Source organism: Xanthomonas sp. NCPPB 2933, assembly GCF_056725225.1.
The window spans coordinates 678675-697971 of record NZ_CM161518.1 but is presented as its reverse complement, the minus strand read 5'-3'; the positions used below and the strand labels follow the sequence as shown (position 1 = coordinate 697971).

Here is a 19297-nt window from a genome sequence, read left to right as displayed (position 1 = left end):
GCAGCTCACACAGCTGCGCGCAGGCAGGTGCGGCTGGGCTGTGGCGCAGGCACCGTCATCGCGCAATCGGCTCCAATCCGCACAAACGCCGCCCTACTGACAAAGAATTAGCCGCCCTCCACACCGATGGCGCGTGCCTGCGGCAATAATGCCCAGGCACCTTGCCTTGCAGAGACTGTGGCCACTTCTTCCTTCGAAACCCGCCTGAGCCGCTTGTGGGCCCATGAAAAGGCCAGCTATGGCCTGCGTGTGTTCATTGCGCTGGCAGTGGCGATGGGCGTGTGCTGGCACTGGCAGCAACTCACCGCGGTGCCGGCGCTGTTTCTTGGCGCCATTGCCAGCGCCATCGCCGAGACCGACGACAACTGGCTGGGCCGCATCAAATCGGTGCTGCTCTCGCTGCTGTGTTTCGCCGCCGCTGCGGCGTCGGTGGTGCTGCTGTTTCCGTATCCGCTGGCATTCGTGATCGGCATGGCGGTGGCGACGTTTTCGCTGACCCTGCTCGGCGCACTGGGCGAGCGCTATGCCTCGATCGCGCAGGCCACCGTGGCCTTGTCGATCTACGCCATGATCGGCATGGACCAGCACGGCAGCCACGATCCGCTGATCGCCTGGCACGGTGCGGCGCTGCTGCTGATCGGCGCCACCTGGTACGGCGTGCTGTCGATCCTGTGGACCCTGCTGTTCGCCAACCGCCCGGTACGCGAGCGGCTGTCGCGGCTGTTCTTCGAACTGGGCCGCTATCTCAAGCTCAAGGCCGATTTGTTCGAACCGGTGCGGCAAAGCGACCTGCATGCGCGCCGGCTGGCGCTGGCCGAGCAGAACGCCAAGGTGGTCGGCGCGCTCAACGCCGCCAAGACCGCGATCATGAGCCGCTTCGGCCGCTCGGGGCGGCCCGGCGTGCAATCGGGCCTGTATTTCCGGCTGTATTACATGGCGCAGGAATTCCACGAGCGCGCCAGTTCCTCGCACTATCCCTACGAAGCGCTGACCGACGCATTCTTCCACAGCGATGTGCTGTATCGCTGCCAGCGCCTTCTCGCGTTGCAGGGCAAGGCCTGCGCCGCGTTGGGCGAGGCGATCCGCCTGCGCCACCCGTTCGATTACGGCGACAACAGCCGTCTAGCCACCGAAGACCTGCGTCAATCGCTGGACTACCTGCACGCGCGTGCCGACCCGGCACTCGCACGTTTGCTCGGCGCGCTGGAACTGCTGGTCACCAACCTGCAGAGCATCGAACGCAAGCTGTCGGAGGCGGCGCAATCCGATTCCACCAGCGACAACCTCGACACCCGTCTGCGCGATTCATCGCCGCATACCTTGCGCGAAATGGCCGCACGCCTGGGCCAGCAACTCACGCCCGGCTCGGTGCTGTTTCGCCACGGCCTGCGCATGGCCATCGCGCTGGTGGTCGGCTACGCCATCATGCAATCCATCCATGCCGACAACGGCTACTGGATCCTGCTCACCACCGCCTTCGTGTGCCGGCCCAACTACGGCGCTACCCGCCTGCGGCTGGTGCAGCGCATCGCCGGCACCTTGATCGGCCTAGTCGCCACCTGGGCGCTGATGCAGCTGTTTCCCAACACCGAAGTGCAGTTGCTGCTGGCGCTGGCCGCCGCACTGATCTTCTTCATCACCCGCACCGATCGCTACATGCTGGCCACCGCCGGCATCACGGTGATGGCGCTGTTCTGCTTCAACCTGCTCGGCGATGGTTTCGTGCTGATCTGGCCGCGCCTGATCGACACGCTGATCGGTTGCGCGATTGCCGCGGCCGCCTCGTTCCTGATCCTGCCGGACTGGCAGGGCCGCCGCCTCAACCAGGTGATGGCCACGGTGCTGGCCAGCTGCGCGCGCTATCTCACCCAGGTGCTGGAGCAATATGCCAGCGGCATGCGCGACGACCTGCCCTACCGCATCGCGCGCCGCGACATGCACAACGCCGATGCCGCATTGTCGGTGGCCTTGTCCAACATGCTGCGCGAACCGGGCCGCTATCGGCGCAATCTGGACGCGGGCTTCCGCTTCCTGGCGCTGTCCAATACCTTGCTCGGCTATCTGTCTGCACTGGGCGCGCACCGCGCCGCACTCGATGGCGAACACGACCCCAGCATCGCGCAAGCCGGCGAGTATCTGCAGCGCGCGCTGGGCGAAATCGCCACCGCCTTGCGCGAACGCCAACCGCTACCCGCGCACGACGAAACCGAAGAAGTGGCCACCGCCGAAGCGCTGGAACAACATGCCGTGCAGCTGCCGCCAAAGCAGCGCCTGGTGCGCGACCAGTTGGCATTGACCCTGCGCTTGTTGCCCAAGCTGCGTGCTGCGGCGATGGCGGTTACCACTGCACCGGCAGACAGCACCACCCGGTTGGCGATCAACAAAGCCTAATGCGTCCTTGTCGGTGGGCACGGATGCCGCGCAACCAATGCAGCATCCATGTGGACAGCCGGATAACGGGCGATGCGATGCAAGCACAGGCCACCTTCATCCGATGGCCGCGTCGTCGCTCTGTCAGCCGCATTTACTTCCACTGCTTGCGCGCCACGCTCAGCCACACCCACCCCAACGCCGCCACGGCCAGCACTGCGCCACCGATCACCACGCCGTTCCAGCCGGCCTGCGCATACGCCGCCGTGCCCAATGTCGAACCCACTGCACCACCGATGAAGTAGCAGGTGATGTAGGCCGAGGTGATGCGATTGCGCGCATTGGGATTGCGCTGATAGATCACGCTCTGGTTGGCGATATGCACGCCTTGCACCGCGATATCAAGCAGCAGCACGCCGACGATCAGCAAGCCGATCGATTGCGGCGCAAACGCCAGCAATCCCCACGACAGCAGCAACATCACCAGACCGCCCCAACTGACCCGATCGCCATGCCCGTGATCGGACCAATGCCCGGAGCGATTGGCGGCCAACGCACCAGCCGCACCGATCAAACCGAACAGCCCGATCACCGCCGTGCCATAGCCATAACGTGGCCCGGACAGCAAAAACGCCAGCGTGGTCCAGAACATGCTGAAGCCGGCAAAGATCAGCCCGCCCAGCACCGCGCGCGAACGCAGCACCGCATCGTCGCGCAGCAGCGTCAGTACCGATCCCACCAACTGCGGATACGACAACTGCGCATTGCCCGGATGCCGCGGCAACCCGCGCCACAGCAGCCAGGCCGTGACCAGCAATGAACCTGATGCGATCCAGTACACCGTATGCCAGCCGCCAACACCGGCCAGCACCCCCGCGGCCGTACGCGCCAGCAGGATGCCCAGCAACAACCCGCTCATCACCGTGCCGATCACCCGCCCGCGCTCCTTGGGCGCGGCCAGCGTGGCCGCAAACGGCACCAGAATCTGCGCCGCCACCGAGCTGGCACCGGTCACGATGGTGCCCGCCAGCAACATGCCGAAACTGTGCGAGGCCGCGCTCACCAGCAGGCCGAGCGCGCTGAGCACGAACAGCCCGACGATCAGCCCGCGCCGCTCCAGCCGGTCGCCCAGCGGCACCAGCAACAGCAGCCCCGCCGCATAGGCCAGCTGCGCGGCAGTCACCACCGCCCCGGCACTACGCACCTGGATCCCGAATGCCTGCGCCAACGTCTCCAGCAATGGCTGCGCGTAGTAGTTGCTCGCCACCGCCAGCCCGGTGGCGGCCGCCATCAGCAGCACCAGCCGGCGCGGCAATGGTGGGTGGGCAATCGGTTCGACGGTCATGGCAGGTGCCTGCTGAAGGAATGGGCGCAGTGTGGGCAGCGACGCCGCATCTTTCCAATGTATTGTTTTCACCGTGTCCATCGCGTTTTGAGATCGCATGCTCACCCTGCGCCAACTGGAATTTGCCGTGGCCGTAGCCGAGGAAGGCGGCTTTACCGCTGCCGCACGCCGTTGCAACACCGTGCAATCGGCGCTCAGCCACCAGGTCGCCAAGATCGAGGAAACCCTCGGCGCGCGCCTGTTCGAACGCGGCACGCGCCAGGTGCGGCCTACCGCGGCCGGCGAGGTATTCCTGCATAACGCCCGCGAAACCTTGCGCGCGGCCGAGCGCCTGCACGAGGAAATGGCCCAGGCCCTGGGCACGGTGCGCGGCCGGCTCACGCTGGGGCAGATCTCCTCGCTCACCACCGTGCAGCTGCCGACGTTGCTGCGCGCGTTTCGCAGCGCGCATGCGCGGGTGGACGTGCACCTGCGCACCGCCATGAGCGAGGCCCTGCTGCACGACCTGAGTGAAGGCCGGCTGGATGTGGCCCTGGTCGGCGTCGGCCCGCAGGTCGCAGTGCCGGACCAGCGCCTGCTGCTGCATGAGGAAGCCCTGTCCTTGATCGTGGCGCCCACCCATCGCTTCGCCACACGCAAGCAGGTGGCGCTGGCCGAGCTGGACGACGAACCGATGGCCGGGCTGATCGCCGGCGCCGGCGTGCGCGGCATCGTCGATGCGGCCTTCGCGCAGGCCGGTTTGCGGCAGCGCCAGCAATACGAGGTCACCCATGCCGATCTGGTGCGCGAACTGGTCGCCGCCGACCTGGGCGTGGGCATCGTGCCGCAGACCATGGCTGCGGCCATGCGCGGGGTGGTGACGGTCGCGCTGAAGGAGCGCTTCGACTTTTTGACCTATGCGGTGTGGCGGCCCGATCCCACCCCGGCCGCGCGTGCCTTCATGGCGCTGCTGCGCGCCCAGGCCACGCGACGTGCGCCATCGGCACGCGCGCCGCGCTGAGCGCATCGGCCATGCACCAGCCCGCCGTGGAAGCCTGCTAGGCTGCGCGCGTTCGCAAAGGAAACTGCATGTCCGGTCACAGTCAGTTCGCCCTGCTCAGGCAGCGCCGCTTCTTGCCGTTCTTCGCCGTGCAGGCGTTGGGCGCGTTCAACGACAATGTCTATCGGCAGGCCATCATCGGCCTGTTGTTCTACCTGGGCATCGATGCGGCGCAGCGCACGCTCTACACCAATCTGGCGCCGGCATTGTTCATCCTGCCGTACTTCCTGTTCTCCGCGCTGGCCGGGCAGATCGCCGAGAAGCTGGAGAAGCAGAAGCTCATCGTGATCACCACCACGATGGAGATCGCGATCATGTCGCTGGCGGCGGTGGGCTTTCTCACCGAGCACATGCCGATCCTGCTGATCGCGCTGTTCTGCACCGGCCTGCAATCCACGCTGTTCGGGCCGGTGAAATATTCCATCCTGCCCTCGGTGCTCAAACCCGAGGAACTCACTGGCGGCAATGGCCTGGTCGAGATGGGCACCTCGATCTCGATCCTGTGCGGCATGATCTTCGGCGGGCTGATCTTCCAGATCGCCGGCAGCCACGGACCGGTCGCCGCGGCCACCGCAGTCATTGCCATTGCCGTCACCGGCAACCTGGTCGCGCGGCTGGTGCCCAAGGTCGATGCCGGCGCGCCCGAGCTGACCATCAACTGGAACCCCATTCCCGAATCGCGCGCCATCATGCGCCTGACCCGGCGCACGCCGGCGGTGCGCAACGCGGTGCTCGGGGTGTCGTGGTTCTGGTTCGTCGGCACCGTGCTGACCGCGCAGTTGCCGACTTACGCGCAGGTCAATCTTGGCGGCCAGCAGGATCTGTACGTGTTCGCGCTGGCGCTGTTTTCGATCGGCACCGGCGTGGGGTCGTTGCTGTGCGAACGGCTGTCCGGGCGCACCGTGGAAATCGGGTTGGTGCCGCTGGGTGCGTTCGGCATCAGCGCGTTTTTGCTGGATCTTTATTTCGCGCGCCCGGGCGCTGCGCCCGCCAGCAATCTGTCGATCAGCCAGTTCGTGCAGCAGCCCGGCAGCGTGCGTTTGATCGTGGATCTGGTCGGCATCGGCCTGTTCACCGGTTTGTTCGTGGTGCCGTTGTTCGCGCTGATCCAGAGCCGCACGCCCAAGGCCGAACTCTCGCGGGTGATTGCCGGGCTCAACATCCAGAACTCGTTGTTCATCGTCACCGCGGCCATCATCGGCATCGCGCTGCAGTTGCCGCAGCTGGTGCTGTTCGGGGTGCGCATTCCGCTGCCGGGCCTGAGCATTCCGCAGGTGTTTCTGGCGTTGGCGCTGGCCAATACGCTGGTGGCGCTGTGGATCTTCACCCTGGTGCCCGAGTTCCTGATGCGCTTTCTCAGCTGGGTGCTGGTGAGCGTGCTGTATCGGCTGCGCGCGCGCGACATCGACCGCCACGTGCCCGATGAAGGCGCCGCGCTGCTGGTCTGCAACCACGTCAGCTACATGGACGCGCTGATCCTGTCGGCGGTGATTCCGCGCCCGGTACGCTTTGTCATGTACTACAAGATCTTCCGTATCCCGGTGATGCGCTGGATCTTCCGCACCGCCAAGGCGATTCCGATCGCCGGCGCGCGCGAAGACCCCGCGCTGATGCAGCAGGCCTTCGACCGCATCGATGCGGCGCTGGCCGACGGCGAGCTGGTGTGCATCTTCCCCGAGGGCGCATTGACCAAGGATGGCGAGATTGCGCCGTTCAAATCGGGCGTGGAAAAGATCCTTGAGCGCCGCCAGGTGCCGGTGATTCCGATGGCGCTGCGCGGCATGTGGTCCAGCATGTGGAGCCACCGCGACACCCGTCTGGGCCGCATGCGCGTGCCGCGCAGGATGCGCGCGCATATCGAAGTGGCCGCCGCGGCAGCGGTTCCCGGCAACGAGGCGACCGCCGCGCTGCTCGAACAGCAGGTGCGGGAGCTGCGTCAGGATCAGCCATAAGTGCGGCGAGCGCGGGCTTTGCGTCCGTCGCGCGCCGCGAGTAGCCTGTGCGCCATCACACGTTTTGCCGCCGCGCTCGCCTGGCGAACGCGACGGGTCGTCTTGGGGGAAGTCGTCGTGCTCAACATCATCGCGCCTGAGGCATCTGCCGCGATCGGCTGCTGCTGCTCATTGCAGCGGCCGGCGATCGCGCCGGTAACCATGTGCGGCCGTTGTGTACCCATGCCTACGACCGTCGCCATTGCGGCGGCACGCACCCGATAACCCTCCCCACTCACCCATCAGTTCGCAGTCGTTTACCACCCAAGGAGCTTCACCATGAGTGCCATCCCACCGCCGATCCATCCCTCGTCCAGCGCCGCACCCGGCCCGGTCCCCAACCACCTGATCTGGGCGATCGTCTCCACCGTGCTCGGCTTCTGCCTGTGCTGCCCGGCCCTGATCAGCGGCATCGTGGCGATCGTGTTCTCCAGCAAGGTCAACGGCCTGCTCAACCAGGGCGACATCGACGGCGCACGTCGCGCCTCCAACACCGCCAAGACCTGGTGCATCGTGACCAGCGTGCTGGCCGTCATCGGCCTGCTGATCAACATCGGCATGGTCGCCACCGGCGGCATGCAGGGCTACATGGACTACATGCAGCAGTTGCAGCACATGCAGTAATGGAACTGCGTCCACGCCATTGGCTTGGACTCGGGGCGGCCACCAGCGTGGCCGCCTTCGGCGTGAGCTTGTTGTATCGCTTCGATCCGAACGCGAGCAACAGCCCGTTCCCGCCCTGCGTGTTCCGTGCCGTGACCGGCTGCTATTGCCCCGGTTGCGGCATGACCCGCGCGCTGTACGCGCTGGTGCACTTCGATCTGCCCGGCGCCTTCGCCATGAACCCCGCAGCCGTCCTCGGCCTGTTCACCCTGCCCGGCCTGATCGCCTGGAAAGCCGGCTGGCGCGCGCGCTGGTTCGCACCCATCGTGGCAGTGATGTCCGAGCCGAAGTTCTGGTTATGGGCATTGCCGACGTATTGGGTTGCCAGGAATTTGCCTTGGTACCCGTTTACGCTTCTGGCGCCGGCTTAGACCGTTAAGGATCAACTCTGTGAACTTAGAGCAAGAATCCGAGCGCGCCACTGAGCTACTAGTCGGAAAGATTGTTAAGTCTGTTAGACGTCACCGACCTGGCGAAGTCGCCATCCAGTTCGAAGATGGAAGCCGGCTCTTCATGGACGTCAATGGCGATGCTCTTGAGCTTTCTATCACCGATTGCACGGGTGATTAACTGCCTCTAAGCGGACTTGGTGTTACCGCACCCACCCGGCAATCACCAGCAACGCCAGCACTACCATCCACAGCAGCAGCACGCGCCAGACCAGGCTCATCGCATCGCGCACTTCTGGCAGGCGGCGCCATACCGGTACCAATCCCGAATCGGTGTAGTCGTGCGCTTCCTCGCGTAGTTCGGCACTGACGCTGGCACGCGCCACCGCGCCCAAGAAGTGCGGCTCCAACGACCAGCGATTGCCGTGCGCTTGCCGCCAGGCGCGGTACACCGTGTCGAAATTGCCCACCAGCGCCATCGAGACGGTGATCAACTGCGCCACCGGCCATTCCAGCGCGGCCAGCAGCCAACGCGCGCCGGCCAGATTGCGTGGCGGCAGCAGTACCGACAGCGGGCTTTCCACCGCCAATGCCGTGAGCCGATACAGCACAGCCCCGAACGGCCCCAGCAGCAAAAACCACCACAACACTGCGAACCAGCGCCGCAGGCCGTTGACCACCACCGCTTCCACCAGCGACGGCGCATCTTCGTGTACGCTGCCGCCGGCTGCCTGCAACTGCGCAATCGCATCGCGCCGCGCGCCGGGCTCGTCGGCATCGATCACCGCTTCCACATCGCGATCCAGGTCGCGCGGCCCCCAGGTCCAGGCCAGCACCGCCACACCGAACAGCAAGGCCAAAAACCCGCGCCACACATCGTCCAGCAGCCATTGCAGCAGCAGGACAACCAGCAAGGCCGGCAACAGCGCCAGCAGCACGCCATAGCGCCCCTGCCACGCACCGCGCCCGGCCGCATGACTGTCCAGCCGGCGCAACCAGTGGGCGAACCATTCAAAACGCCGCAGCCGCACCACGTGAGCAGGCACCAGGTGCCCCAGTGCGAGTGCGACGACGACAGCAACCAGGGTGGTGAACATGGGTGGGCCTCCTCAGCCGAGTCTAGCCGAGCCGATGCCAGCGCACCTGATCTGCCCGCGTTGCAGTGATCGGCCAGGCTCAACCATGCGTGCGGTGCCAGTGCTCGATCAGCGCGCGCGCGATGGAAATACGTGGCGGCAAGCCGATGCTGCCCTCGCCCGCCAAGGCAGCGGTGACCTCGGCATGCGTGACCCAACGCGCGTCTTCCAGCTCACCGGTCACCTGCGGCACCTCGGTGGCTGCAGCACGCGCGGTAAAGCCCAGCATCAACGCACCCGGGAAGGGCCACGGTTGCGCGCCCAGATAGCGGCAGTCCTGCACCACCACGCGGGTTTCTTCGAAGACTTCACGCGCCACCGTCTGCTCCAGCGACTCACCCGGTTCGACGAAGCCGGCAATCACCGAATACCGCCCCGGCGCCCAACTTGCCTGCCGCCCCAACAACACGCGCGCGCCATCGCTGACCGCCACGATGATGGCCGGATCCACGCGCGGGTAATGCTCGGTCTGACACTGCGTGCAATGCGCGATGAAGCCGGCACGCCGGAAGGCGATCGCCCCGCCACACACGCCGCAAAACCGCGTGCGCGACTGCCAATGCAACATCGCGCGCGCATAGGCAAATGCCGTCGCAATATCGGCCGGCCAATCGGCCGCCGCCTGCCGCAGATCGATGCTTTGCGGCGCCTGCACGCCGCTCTGATCGGCCGGCAAGCAAAACCAGCCGACGTCATCGCGCAGGCCCAGAAAAATCGCCGCCTCCGGCCCGTCGCCAAGCGCCGCGCCCTCCATCAGCAAGGGTTGGCCCTGCGCATCGGCCAATGCGGCACCCTTGGCATCGAGCAACAAGACGCGGCCCTGCGGCCACAGACGCGCCAATGCATCGGGATCGTCACGCAACAGATCGCCACGATCGAGCGGCGCGTGGGTGAAGGCACATTCGGAGGTTGAAAAGAGAGACTCGGACATCGGCGCAAGCCTGCCGATAATCGGCATCGCCTGCAACCGTCGCACACGCTCTGACGGCCTCACTACCGGCGCCTGTTCAGACGTGGATGCCAGCAGCGCCAGCCGGTTGATTGCCGCGTGGTGACAGCAAGACGCGCGCTGCCCGGATCGCGGGACAGCGCGCGCAGTTGTCACAGCACTCAGGCAGCGATGCCCGACTCCGCCGTCATCCTCAGCCTTTCCGCTCGCATCAGCGCGACGGCATCACTGGGCAGGCTTGCGACAGATCCCTGACCTGCAGATCATCCGCATCCGGCAGATCGAATCGAAACGAATCGAACCGGTGAGCCGTCGCGTCAGCGCTGCTTGTCCAGCAACTGATGCCGCACCGCGACGATGCACGGTTCATTGGTCGTCAGATGGACGAATGCCGAGTTGTCGTTGGGGTCGCCACTGCCAATGTCGACCAGCGCTACCTGCGTGCTGCCACGACGCTTGAACCCGGCGATCGCGGTCACCGCGTTCTTGAGCGGGATGGTCGCGTCGTTGGACGAACCGCACAGCAGCGTTGGCGTCTGCGGTTTCCAGTCCAGCAGATCGTTGCGCGCCAGATCCTTGCGGAACGGGTTGTTGGGGTTGCTGGCAACGTCACGGTAGAACCCGGGCTGGAAATACGCCTTGAGCTGATCGATCCCAGGCAGCGTATCGCCAAGGACCAGATCGGTCAGGCCCAGCTTGCCGGGGAACAGCGCCTCGACCCTGGCCGCCCACGGATCCTGAAACACCTGCCCCGCGGCCAGATAGATATTGCGATACGTGTGCTGCATCGCGACGATGGCGTAGCTGCCCAAAATGATGCCGAAGCTGCTTTCACCTACCGCGTTGCTTCCGCTCCAGCTGTCCACAAAGGTCTGCTCCAGCGCGTAAGGTCCGGAGATCGGCGCGCTGGCAACCAACTGAAATTCCTTGGACAGATGCGCCTCGATCTCCCGCTGGGTGGCCAGTGCGGCATGGCCGCCTTGCGAATACCCCGACAGCATCACCTTGCCGGACAGCGGTGTGTTCAACCGCTGCAGAACGCTGCGCGCCGCGCGTAGTGCATCGACCGTCGCACTCGCCTCGGACGCGCTATGCAAATAAGGATGGAAGCCGTAGCTGGATTTCCCCAGCCCCAGATAATCGCTGCTGACCACCACATAGCCTTGGCTGGCCAGACGCGTGACCAGCGGGTCGTCACCCTTGGCGTCGCGGATGTCCTTGGCCTGCTCCTCATTGCGAATGGTCGCGGTCGACCGGCCCCAGCCCAGCAGCGGATAGGGCCCGCTGCAGCGCTCGCCACCCGGAATCAGCACCACGCCCGATGCGGTGGCCGGTTCGCCATTGACGCCGATCGTTGCATAGGTGAACTCGGCCACGCGCACATTGCATTTGGGCTGTTCGGCCGCTGGCTCTGAGGCAAGCGATACCGCAATCGCATCCCGGGTGTAGCTGGTCAGAAAATTGCTGTTGAGCAAGGTGCCACGCGCAGGCGATGCCTGGGCGCTATGAGCAAACACCGCGCCGGCGATGCCAAGCATGGTCAACAGGCCGAACGCCGATCGGGATGTGAGTTGCAACATGATGAGATGTTCTCTGGTGAAGGAACGGAACGGGCAACAGCGATTCACGGCGCGCAGGATCGGCATCTAGCTGTCCGATCAACGCACGGGAGCTGGCAATGTGGTCGCGACGCCATGGCGTGGGATGGGTGCTGTGTGCGGCACGCTCGCTCGGCGCAATAGCGAGTGCCGCCAGCGCGCGTCAGGTCGAGACACGATGCAGGGATAAGGCGAGCATGTCGGAGCACCGGCATTGAGCATGCGGGCAGTATGGCCGCCGCCACGCGCGCGCCACCTCGCGCGCACGAAGCTTGCGCGCGCCCGGCGAAACCCGCAGCACGGAAATGTTTGCAACGCGTTAGACATGCGCTCTGGTGGCGCATCGCGCACCACCGACACCTTGGCGATCATCCGCGCAGTGCGTAGATCCCATCACCCGGCGCTTAAAAAATCGACCACCGCATCAACGACACGTGCGCAGGCTGAAGCAACCGCGCCTGGTTTAAACGCTGAAGCTGCTACCGCACCCGCAGGTGGTCTTGGCATTGGGATTGCGGATCACGAACTGCGCACCGGTCAGGCTTTCGGTGTAGTCCACTTCGGCACCCATCAGGTACTGCAGGCTCAGCGGGTCGACCAACAGCGTCACGCCATCGGTGGCCACAGACAGATCGTCTTCGGCACGGTTCTCATCGAACTCGAAGCCGTACTGGAAGCCGGAACAGCCGCCGCCCTGGATGTACACACGCAATGCCAGCTCTGCATTGCCTTCTTCCTGGATCAGCTCGCGCACCTTGGCGGCGGCGGCCACGGAAAAGTTCAGTGGCCGGTCGATGGACTGATAGTCCGGTGCCGGGGCGGCGGTGGGAAGCGAAACGAGCGTGCTCATGGCGTCAGCATGGGGGCCAGGCGGCCCCACTTCAAGCGGTGGCTGCCGAACCCCGTGCCGCGCTTCAGCCGCGCACAAGGCATTCAGGCGTCGGCGGTTTCGGCTTGCAGGGCCTTGACCGGCTCGGCGCGGCTGGCGTCCGGCGCCGGCAACGCGGCAGTTGCGCCTGCACTGGCGGCGTGGATCAACCGTCCGGTGAGCTGCGCACCGGCGCTCATCTCCACCACCTGGTAATGCACATTGCCCTCCACGCGCGCGTTGGCGGCCAGTTCGACCCGCTCGGCGGCATGCACATCGCCGGTCAGCTGGCCGTTGATGATCACCACCGGCGCGCGCACTTCACCCTCGATACTGCCCTGCTCGGCCACCGTCAGGATTGCGCTGGCGCCGTCTTCGGCAATGACCTTGCCCAGGATGCGGCCTTCCACATACAGCCCGCCGCTGAACATCAGGTCGCCGCGAATGATCACTTGCGGCCCGATCAAGGTGTCGACCACGGTCTGCGCACCACGGTTGGACTTGTTTCCGAACATAGAGCTACTCCCCCGCGCCATTGCCGGCGACTTTCCAGTCGAATGTCTGATTGACCGGCGCCCCATCGCCGCTCAGGGAGATTTTGACACGTTGCGGAGTGAAATCCTTCGGCAGGATCACGCTGCCGTCCAATTGCTGGAAATAGCGGAACGAGTAAGGCTGCCCGGCGGCGTCGGGTTTCTGGTGCAGCTCGTTCCAGCTCACCGTCACCAGCTTGCCGGCGCGCACGCCTTCCACCGCAAAGCGCAGCTGCCCCTGGCTGATCGCGCCGCGGTTGAGGTTCTGGGTCAGCACCACGCTGTAATTCCAGGTGCCGCCGGCCTCGGCGGTGAACTGCACCGAATGCGCGTTGAGCCCCTTGCGCTGCGCGGTGGAGCCCACCAGCCGCTCGTAGAACGCCACATCGGCGCGTAGTGCGGCGATCTGTTCGTCGCGCTCGGCAAGCGAAGCCTGCACCTCGGTATTGGCGGCGCGGCTGATCTTGTCGGACATCGCCAGATTGACCTGGCGCTGCTGTAGTTGCTCGATCAGCCGTCGTTGCTGGGCCTGGCTACGCTGCGCCTGCTGCAACGCCGCCTCGGCTTCGACCAGACGCGGCGCGGCTGTGCGGCTGGCCATCCACCACACCCCGCCCAGCGATGCCAGCCACACCAGGGCGATCACCAACCACAGCCAGCGGCCGCTGGAACGGCCACCACCCGAGTCACGTTGGACGATCTGAACGCGTGCGGCTGGTCGCATGGGCATCGGGTCCGGACAGGCCGGCGCAGTCATGGGCGGCGTAGTGTGCCAGAGCGCCACCGACCGTCGTGCTGGCGCTGGACCGGCGGTTAGCCCAAAGTTCTGCCAAAATTCTGCGATAGTTCTGCAATTGTTTGCAGAGACTGACGACGCCATGAGCGAAGCCCACCTGTTCGTGATCGGCATCCTGCTGGCCTGGCTGGCCGGCATCCGTGTCTATCTCACCGTGTTCGGCGTCGGCCTGGCCGGCCTGCTCGGCTGGATCGAACTGCCGCCCGCCCTGCACCCGGCACAGTCCTGGTGGGTACTGGGCACCTCGGGCGCACTGGCCGTGGCCGAATTCTTCGCCGACAAGATCCCCGGCGTGGATTCGGGCTGGGACCTGCTGCAGACGCTGGCCCGCGTGCCGGCCGGTGCGTTTCTGGCTGCAGCCACGCTCTCGCCCGATGGCGATCTGGGCACGGGCGCACTGGCGGCCGGCGCAGGCGTGGCGCTGACCAGCCACACGCTCAAGGCCGGCACCCGCGCCTTGCTCAACACCTCGCCGGAGCCGGCCAGCAACTGGATCGCATCGCTCACCGAAGACGCCGTCGCCACCACCGCACTGGCGCTGGCACTGGCGCATCCGTGGCTGGCACTGAGTGTTGCAGTGGGCTCCAGCGTGCTCGCCGCGCTGGTGGTGTGGTGGGTATGGCGCCTGCTGTGGCGGGGCATGCGTCGGCTGGTTGCGCCCACGCGTGCAGCCACCACGCCGGCTGCACGCAGGTCCCCGCTATCGTGAAGTTCATCGCATAATCATCGCGACTGCAGGGAGTATCGATGGCCGCCCGAGATCCGGTTCCTTTCACCCGTGACGACACCGCCACGCGCAATCGTCTGCTGCGCGCAGAGACGCCGCCGGCCGACTATTGGCGCCGTTGGGGCGACGAGACGGCTGCTTCCGACAGCGCTGCGCCGGTGAGTGCGGCAATCATTCCCGCACCTGCGGGCGTGGCCGCGCCGGGAGCTCAGGCGCAAACGGTGACCTCGATCAGCGCTGCGCGCGCCACGCCGGCAGCACCGCCATCCGCAACGCAGGCGGCAACCCGCGAAGGCGACGGCAGCGTGGCGGCAGATGCGCCATATCGCGTGCTGATCGTCGAAGACGACCGCTCGCAAGCCTTGTTCGCACAAAGCGTGTTGCACGGTGCCGGCATGCATGCGCAGGTGGAAATGACCGCCGCCAGCGTGCCGCAGGCGATCCAGGACTACCACCCGGATCTGATCCTGATGGATCTGCACATGCCCGAGCTGGACGGCATCCGCCTGACCACCTTGATCCGCCAACAACCCGGCCAGCAGTTGCTGCCGATCGTGTTCCTGACCGGCGACCCGGATCCGGAGCGCCAGTTCGAAGTGCTCGACAGCGGCGCCGACGATTTCCTGACCAAGCCGATCCGCCCGCGCCACTTGATCGCCGCAGTGTCCAACCGCATTCGCCGCGCGCGCCAACAGGCGCTGCAACAGACCGGCGAACAGGTCAGCGTGCGCAGCAATCCGGAAACCGGCTTGCCGACGCGCAACCATGTGATGGGACTGCTCGCCGAGGCGCTGGCGCGCAAGCAGTCCGGCGGCTTGTTCTTTATCGAAATCGCCAGTGCGCTCGGTCTGCGTGAGCGCTACGGTTATGCCGCCTACGAGCGCCTGATGACCCAGGCCGGCCATCGCCTGGCCAGTGCTGCGCACCCGTATCCGCTGGCGCGTTTGAACGACAACAGCTTTTTGCTGCTGGGCGTGGACATGCCGGAAAACAGTCTGGAACAGCATGCGCTGGAGATCCGCCAGCGGCTGTCCGCCAATGCCTTCTCGGTGCGCGAAGAAGAATCCGTGCACGTGCGCTGCGCCATTGGCGTCGCACCGCTGGGACTTGGCTTCGACGACACCGGCAGCGCGCTGGAAGCGGTCGAACGCACCGCCTTGCAGGCACGCCTGCGCAGCGACGGCGTGCAGGTCTATCTGGCCCCCAGCCAGGCCGAGCAACAGGAGCAACTGCGCCTGGTCGAAGGCCAGCTCGAACTGGCCTACCAGCCGATCGTGGCGGTGGCCGGCGGCGACACCGCGCAGTACCAGGTGCTGCTTCGGCTGCGCCAGGCCGATGGCACGCTGCTGTCGGCCGGCCAGGTGATTCCCGCCGCCGAAGCGGCCGGACGCATCGCCGATCTGGACCAGCAGGTCATGGACCACGCGCTCGGCCTGCTGCATCTGTACCAGCATGCCCATCCGCCGCTGCGCCTGTTCGTCTCGCAGTCCCCGCGCACACTGGCCCGCGATGCCTTCGCCGACTGGCTGCTCACGGCGCTGGTCGAACGCGGCGTGGCCGGGCAATCGCTGATCGTGGATCTGCGCCTGGACGATGCCTTGATCCACGCGGTCACCGTGCAGCAGTTCTGCGCCAAGCTGATGCCGGCCGGCGTGCAGTTCTGCCTCAGCCAGTTCGAGCCCGGCGACGAAGCCAACGCGCTGTTGAGCCAATTGCCGCTGAGTTTCGTGCGCATGGCCAACCGCTTTGCCGACGCCCACGGCAATGCCACAGTGCGCGATCAACTGCGCAGCGTGATCGATATCGCCCATCAGCGCGGTTTGCTGATCATCGGCCAGCGCATCGAAGATCCGCAGGCGGCCGCGGCGATGTGGATGAGCGGCGTGGACTTCATCCAGGGCAACCTGGTGCAGACGGTCGGCAAGGAACTGGACTTCGACTTCACGAACGCGGTGCTGTGAAGTGACAGCGCGGGCAGGAGGCCTTCGCGCCTGGAGCAGCCTGGCCACGCTGGCCGCCCTTGCCGCAGCGCTGGGGGCAGGCCTGCAGTGGTCTGCCATCGATGGTCCATGGCTGGCGTTGACGGCAACATCTGCAGCGCTCGCGGTGGTATTGGGCGTGTGCGCTGCCATCGCCGCCTATCGCAGTGCACATGCGCAGCACGGCCTGGCGCAACGCCTGGAAGAAGCCGAGGTCGCCCGCGAGCGCCTGCAGCAGGAGCTGCAACGCCACGGCGAACTCGAACAGGAACTGCTGCGCGCCAAACAGGCCGCCGAGGCCGCCACGCTGGCCAAGGGCGAATTCCTGGCCACCATGAGCCATGAAATCCGCACCCCGCTCAACGGCATTATTCCGATGCTGGAACTGATCTCCAGCGGCCAGCTCAGCCTGGATCAGCGCGACATGCTGCAGACCGCCACCAGCAGCTCGCTGCAACTGCTGCGCATCGTCGACGACATCCTCGACTACTCCAAACTCGAAGCCAACAAGCTCGAACTGGAGATCACCACCTTCAACCTGCGCGAACTGCTCGACGGCGTCGTGCAGCTGCTGCAACGCACCGCCGAAAACCGCCAATTGCGTCTAGGCCTGGATATCGAGCCATCGGTGCGCCTCCTGGTGCGCGGCGACCCGATCCGCCTGCGCCAGGTGCTGGGCAACCTGATCGGCAACGCGATCAAGTTCACCGAACGCGGCAGCGTGGAGATCCAGCTGCGTCGCCTTGGCGAAACCCGCGCTCAGCATCTGCTGCGCTTCCAGATCCGCGACACCGGGATCGGCATCGCGCAGGACCAGCAAGCACGCCTGTTCCGCTCCTTCGCCCAGGCCGACGCCTCCACCACCCGCCTGTACGGCGGCACCGGGCTGGGGCTGGCGATCTGCAAGCGCATCATCGACCTGATGGGCGGCCGCATCGGGGTGGAATCCGAGCCCGGGCGCGGCGCCACCTTCTGGTTCGAGATCCCGCTGCTCAAGGTCATCGGCGACCTGCAACAGAACACCGGCGCCGACGCCGCACGCGTCATGGTGATCAGTTCCGACACGCGCCTGTCGCAGCGCCTCAAGCGCCTGCTCGACAGCTGGGGCGTGTCGAATGTGCTGATGGAAACCACCCAGGAAGCGCTGGAGCGCGTGCGCCGCCACAGCGACACCGAAGGCTTCCGCTGCGTCATCGCCGACCACGACACGCTGCGCTACAGCGCCCGCGCCGTGCATCGCGCGTTGGCCCAGCCCGCAGACCTCGGCGGCTCGCGCCTGATCTGGCTCTACGGCGACGAGCCGGTGCCGTCCGAACTGCAGGACCACGCCACCCTGGTGCCGCGCCAGAGTCCGGACGAGACGCTGCGCTCGCTGGTGCTGCCGCCCGATCCAAAGCCGGCCCAATCGCTCACGCTGGCCTCGGCGATGATCCCCGAGCCGTTGGCGCCGCCGCTGGCCAACGCACGCGAGGTGCGCATCCTGCTGGTGGAAGACAACCCGGTGAATTTGCTGGTCGCGCAGAAGCTGCTGGCGGTGCTCGGCTTCGACGCCGACACCGCCACCGATGGCGAAGCCGCGCTGAGCAGCATGGACTCCACCCGCTACGACATGGTCTTCATGGATTGCCAGATGCCGGTACTGGACGGCTATGCCGCCACCCGGCGCTGGCGCGCGATGGAAACCGAAAGTGGCGGCCGCCCGATCCCGATCGTGGCGATGACTGCCAACGCCATGGCCGGCGATCGCGAACGCTGCCTGGCCGCCGGCATGGATGACTACCTGTCCAAGCCAGTCGCGCGCGAACAATTGGATGCCTGCCTGCAGCGCTGGCTGCCACGCCAGCCGGCGCTGCCCGGCCCGACCAGTGGTGCAGCCAGCGTGGAGTCCGAAAGCGCCAGCAACGCCGCTCAGGCGCGTGCGCTGCCGATCCTGGACAACAGCGTCATCGACGAGTTGTATGAGGTGGCGGGCGCAGACACCATCACCATCCTGCAGCTGTTCCTGGAAGATGCGCCGGGCATCATTGAACGACTGGAAACCGCAGCAGCCAATCGCGACAGCATGCAGCTGCGCGACTTGGCCCACACGCTCAAGTCGTCCAGCGCCAACGTCGGCGCCCAGGCGGTCTCCAACGCAGCACGCCGCATCGAACTGGCCGCACGCACCGGCACCGTCGAACGCCCATCGGTCATGGTGGCGCTGGTCATCGCCGAATACGCGCGCGCCCGCCTGGCACTGCTCGGCCAGGTCGCGCGCCTGCAAGCAAAGACCCACGCCGCCAGCTGAGCGATCAGGAGCCTGTGCCGAGTCATACCAGGCAGCCAGCAAAACGCGCCGCCCAAGAACAACCCCACAGCTCCCTCAGCAGACCTCAATCATCCAGCTTGGTCAGCAAATAATTCGGCTCGCCAATCCGCGCTACCAGATCCAGCTGCGTCTCCAGCCAGTCGATGTGCTCTTCTTCCGACTCCAGGATGTCCACCAGCAGCTGACGGCTCACGTAGTCGTTGACGGTCTCCGCATAAGCCACCGCCTCGCGCAGCACCGCCACCGCTTCGCGCTCCAGCGCCAGATCGCAACGGAACATCTCGGTCGGGTTCTCACCGATACGCAGCTTGCCCAGCGCCTGAAAATTGGGAAGCCCTTCGAGAAACAGAATGCGGTCGGACAGCTTGTCCGCATGCTTCATCTCGTCGATGGATTCCTTGTACTCATGCTCGGCCAGTTCTTTCAGGCCCCAGTTCTTCAGCATCTTGGCGTGCAAGAAGTACTGGTTGATCGCAGTGAGTTCGTTGTAGAGCACCTTGTTGAGGTACTCGATGACTTTGGTATCGCCCTTCATGCGATGTCTCCGAGACAGTGAGCCGGCCGCACTCTAACGCGTTGGCGCGACGCATGAAGGAACGCGAATCG

The 19297-nt window shown here is 65.8% G+C and carries 16 protein-coding genes; 8 read left to right on the top strand and 8 right to left on the bottom strand.

Annotated elements, in window-relative coordinates:
• Positions 1-177: 177 nt before the first annotated feature.
• Positions 178-2391 carry a YccS family putative transporter gene (gene yccS, locus AC1PLU_RS03010; protein ID WP_481107664.1) on the top strand — a complete coding sequence of 738 codons (2214 nt, stop codon included), beginning with the start codon at positions 178-180 and terminating at the stop codon, positions 2389-2391.
• Between the two features lie 133 nt (positions 2392-2524).
• Here yccS and AC1PLU_RS03005 read toward each other — a convergent pair whose 3' ends face one another.
• Positions 2525-3715: an MFS transporter gene (locus tag AC1PLU_RS03005; protein WP_481107663.1), complete on the bottom strand. Its 1191-nt coding sequence runs from the start codon at positions 3713-3715 to the stop codon at positions 2525-2527.
• Positions 3716-3812: 97 nt separating this feature from the next.
• On the opposite strand from AC1PLU_RS03005, the gene AC1PLU_RS03000 reads away from it, so the two are divergent.
• From AC1PLU_RS03000 to AC1PLU_RS02985, 4 genes are all read left to right on the top strand, one after another.
• On the top strand, positions 3813-4715 hold the full coding sequence (locus AC1PLU_RS03000) for a LysR family transcriptional regulator (protein ID WP_481107662.1): 903 nt from the start codon (positions 3813-3815) through the stop codon (positions 4713-4715).
• 68 nt (positions 4716-4783) lie between these two features.
• Entirely contained in the window at positions 4784-6706 is a 1923-nt protein-coding gene (locus tag AC1PLU_RS02995; RefSeq protein ID WP_481107661.1) for an MFS transporter, read from the top strand.
• A 318-nt stretch (positions 6707-7024) separates the two neighbouring features.
• Complete coding sequence (locus AC1PLU_RS02990; protein ID WP_006450995.1) at positions 7025-7369, top strand: CD225/dispanin family protein; 345 nt, start codon at positions 7025-7027, stop codon at positions 7367-7369.
• Positions 7369-7779: a DUF2752 domain-containing protein gene (locus tag AC1PLU_RS02985; protein ID WP_481107660.1), complete on the top strand. Its 411-nt coding sequence runs from the start codon at positions 7369-7371 to the stop codon at positions 7777-7779. The genes AC1PLU_RS02990 and AC1PLU_RS02985 overlap by 1 nt, the downstream gene beginning before the upstream one ends.
• A 221-nt stretch (positions 7780-8000) precedes the next feature.
• Here AC1PLU_RS02985 and AC1PLU_RS02980 read toward each other — a convergent pair whose 3' ends face one another.
• From AC1PLU_RS02980 to AC1PLU_RS02955, 6 genes are all read right to left on the bottom strand, one after another.
• Positions 8001-8894: a hypothetical protein gene (locus tag AC1PLU_RS02980; RefSeq protein ID WP_481107659.1), complete on the bottom strand. Its 894-nt coding sequence runs from the start codon at positions 8892-8894 to the stop codon at positions 8001-8003.
• Between the two features lie 79 nt (positions 8895-8973).
• On the bottom strand, positions 8974-9864 hold the full coding sequence (gene nudC, locus AC1PLU_RS02975) for an NAD(+) diphosphatase (protein WP_481107658.1): 891 nt from the start codon (positions 9862-9864) through the stop codon (positions 8974-8976).
• Positions 9865-10199: 335 nt separating this feature from the next.
• Positions 10200-11462 carry a lipase family protein gene (locus tag AC1PLU_RS02970; protein ID WP_481107657.1) on the bottom strand — a complete coding sequence of 421 codons (1263 nt, stop codon included), beginning with the start codon at positions 11460-11462 and terminating at the stop codon, positions 10200-10202.
• A 481-nt stretch (positions 11463-11943) separates the two neighbouring features.
• Positions 11944-12330 (bottom strand): iron-sulfur cluster insertion protein ErpA, encoded by a 387-nt coding sequence (gene erpA, locus AC1PLU_RS02965; RefSeq protein WP_006451000.1) that lies wholly within the window; start codon positions 12328-12330, stop codon positions 11944-11946.
• Between the two features lie 83 nt (positions 12331-12413).
• Positions 12414-12863 carry a bactofilin family protein gene (locus tag AC1PLU_RS02960; RefSeq protein WP_154844370.1) on the bottom strand — a complete coding sequence of 150 codons (450 nt, stop codon included), beginning with the start codon at positions 12861-12863 and terminating at the stop codon, positions 12414-12416.
• 4 nt (positions 12864-12867) lie between these two features.
• The gene (locus AC1PLU_RS02955; protein WP_104592422.1) at positions 12868-13605 is read right to left on the bottom strand and encodes a DUF6776 family protein; all 738 of its coding nucleotides are present in this window, start codon (positions 13603-13605) and stop codon (positions 12868-12870) included.
• 154 nt (positions 13606-13759) lie between these two features.
• Between AC1PLU_RS02955 and AC1PLU_RS02950 the strand changes: the two genes are divergently transcribed.
• Genes AC1PLU_RS02950 through AC1PLU_RS02940 form a run of 3 tightly spaced genes read left to right on the top strand, consistent with a single transcriptional unit; the run spans position 13760 to position 18670 of the window.
• Entirely contained in the window at positions 13760-14386 is a 627-nt protein-coding gene (locus tag AC1PLU_RS02950) for a DUF4126 domain-containing protein (RefSeq protein WP_043888886.1), read from the top strand.
• 38 nt (positions 14387-14424) lie between these two features.
• A complete protein-coding gene (locus tag AC1PLU_RS02945; protein ID WP_481107656.1) occupies positions 14425-16365 on the top strand; it encodes an EAL domain-containing protein in 1941 nt (646 codons plus the stop codon).
• 1 nt (position 16366) lies between these two features.
• On the top strand, positions 16367-18670 hold the full coding sequence (locus tag AC1PLU_RS02940; RefSeq protein ID WP_481107655.1) for an ATP-binding protein: 2304 nt from the start codon (positions 16367-16369) through the stop codon (positions 18668-18670).
• A gap of 85 nt (positions 18671-18755) precedes the next feature.
• On the opposite strand, the gene bfr is transcribed toward AC1PLU_RS02940, so the two are convergent.
• Positions 18756-19226 (bottom strand): bacterioferritin, encoded by a 471-nt coding sequence (bfr, locus tag AC1PLU_RS02935; RefSeq protein WP_005990707.1) that lies wholly within the window; start codon positions 19224-19226, stop codon positions 18756-18758.
• Between the last annotated feature and the right edge of the window lie 71 nt (positions 19227-19297).

Bases quoted from the DNA above. Each gene is read 5' to 3' on its own strand.
- AC1PLU_RS02980 (WP_481107659.1), bottom strand. From the start codon at position 8,894: ATGTTCACCACCCTGGTTGCTGTCGTCGTCGCACTCGCACTGGGGCAC.
- AC1PLU_RS02945 (WP_481107656.1), top strand. From the start codon at position 14,425: ATGGCCGCCCGAGATCCGGTTCCTTTCACCCGTGACGACACCGCCACG.
- AC1PLU_RS03005 (WP_481107663.1), bottom strand. From the start codon at position 3,715: ATGACCGTCGAACCGATTGCCCACCCACCATTGCCGCGCCGGCTGGTG.
- erpA (WP_006451000.1), bottom strand. From the start codon at position 12,330: ATGAGCACGCTCGTTTCGCTTCCCACCGCCGCCCCGGCACCGGACTAT.
- nudC (WP_481107658.1), bottom strand. From the start codon at position 9,864: ATGTCCGAGTCTCTCTTTTCAACCTCCGAATGTGCCTTCACCCACGCG.
- AC1PLU_RS02990 (WP_006450995.1), top strand. From the start codon at position 7,025: ATGAGTGCCATCCCACCGCCGATCCATCCCTCGTCCAGCGCCGCACCC.
- AC1PLU_RS03000 (WP_481107662.1), top strand. From the start codon at position 3,813: ATGCTCACCCTGCGCCAACTGGAATTTGCCGTGGCCGTAGCCGAGGAA.
- AC1PLU_RS02960 (WP_154844370.1), bottom strand. From the start codon at position 12,863: ATGTTCGGAAACAAGTCCAACCGTGGTGCGCAGACCGTGGTCGACACC.
- AC1PLU_RS02950 (WP_043888886.1), top strand. From the start codon at position 13,760: ATGAGCGAAGCCCACCTGTTCGTGATCGGCATCCTGCTGGCCTGGCTG.
- AC1PLU_RS02985 (WP_481107660.1), top strand. From the start codon at position 7,369: ATGGAACTGCGTCCACGCCATTGGCTTGGACTCGGGGCGGCCACCAGC.
- AC1PLU_RS02995 (WP_481107661.1), top strand. From the start codon at position 4,784: ATGTCCGGTCACAGTCAGTTCGCCCTGCTCAGGCAGCGCCGCTTCTTG.
- AC1PLU_RS02970 (WP_481107657.1), bottom strand. From the start codon at position 11,462: ATGTTGCAACTCACATCCCGATCGGCGTTCGGCCTGTTGACCATGCTT.
- AC1PLU_RS02955 (WP_104592422.1), bottom strand. From the start codon at position 13,605: ATGCGACCAGCCGCACGCGTTCAGATCGTCCAACGTGACTCGGGTGGT.
- bfr (WP_005990707.1), bottom strand. From the start codon at position 19,226: ATGAAGGGCGATACCAAAGTCATCGAGTACCTCAACAAGGTGCTCTAC.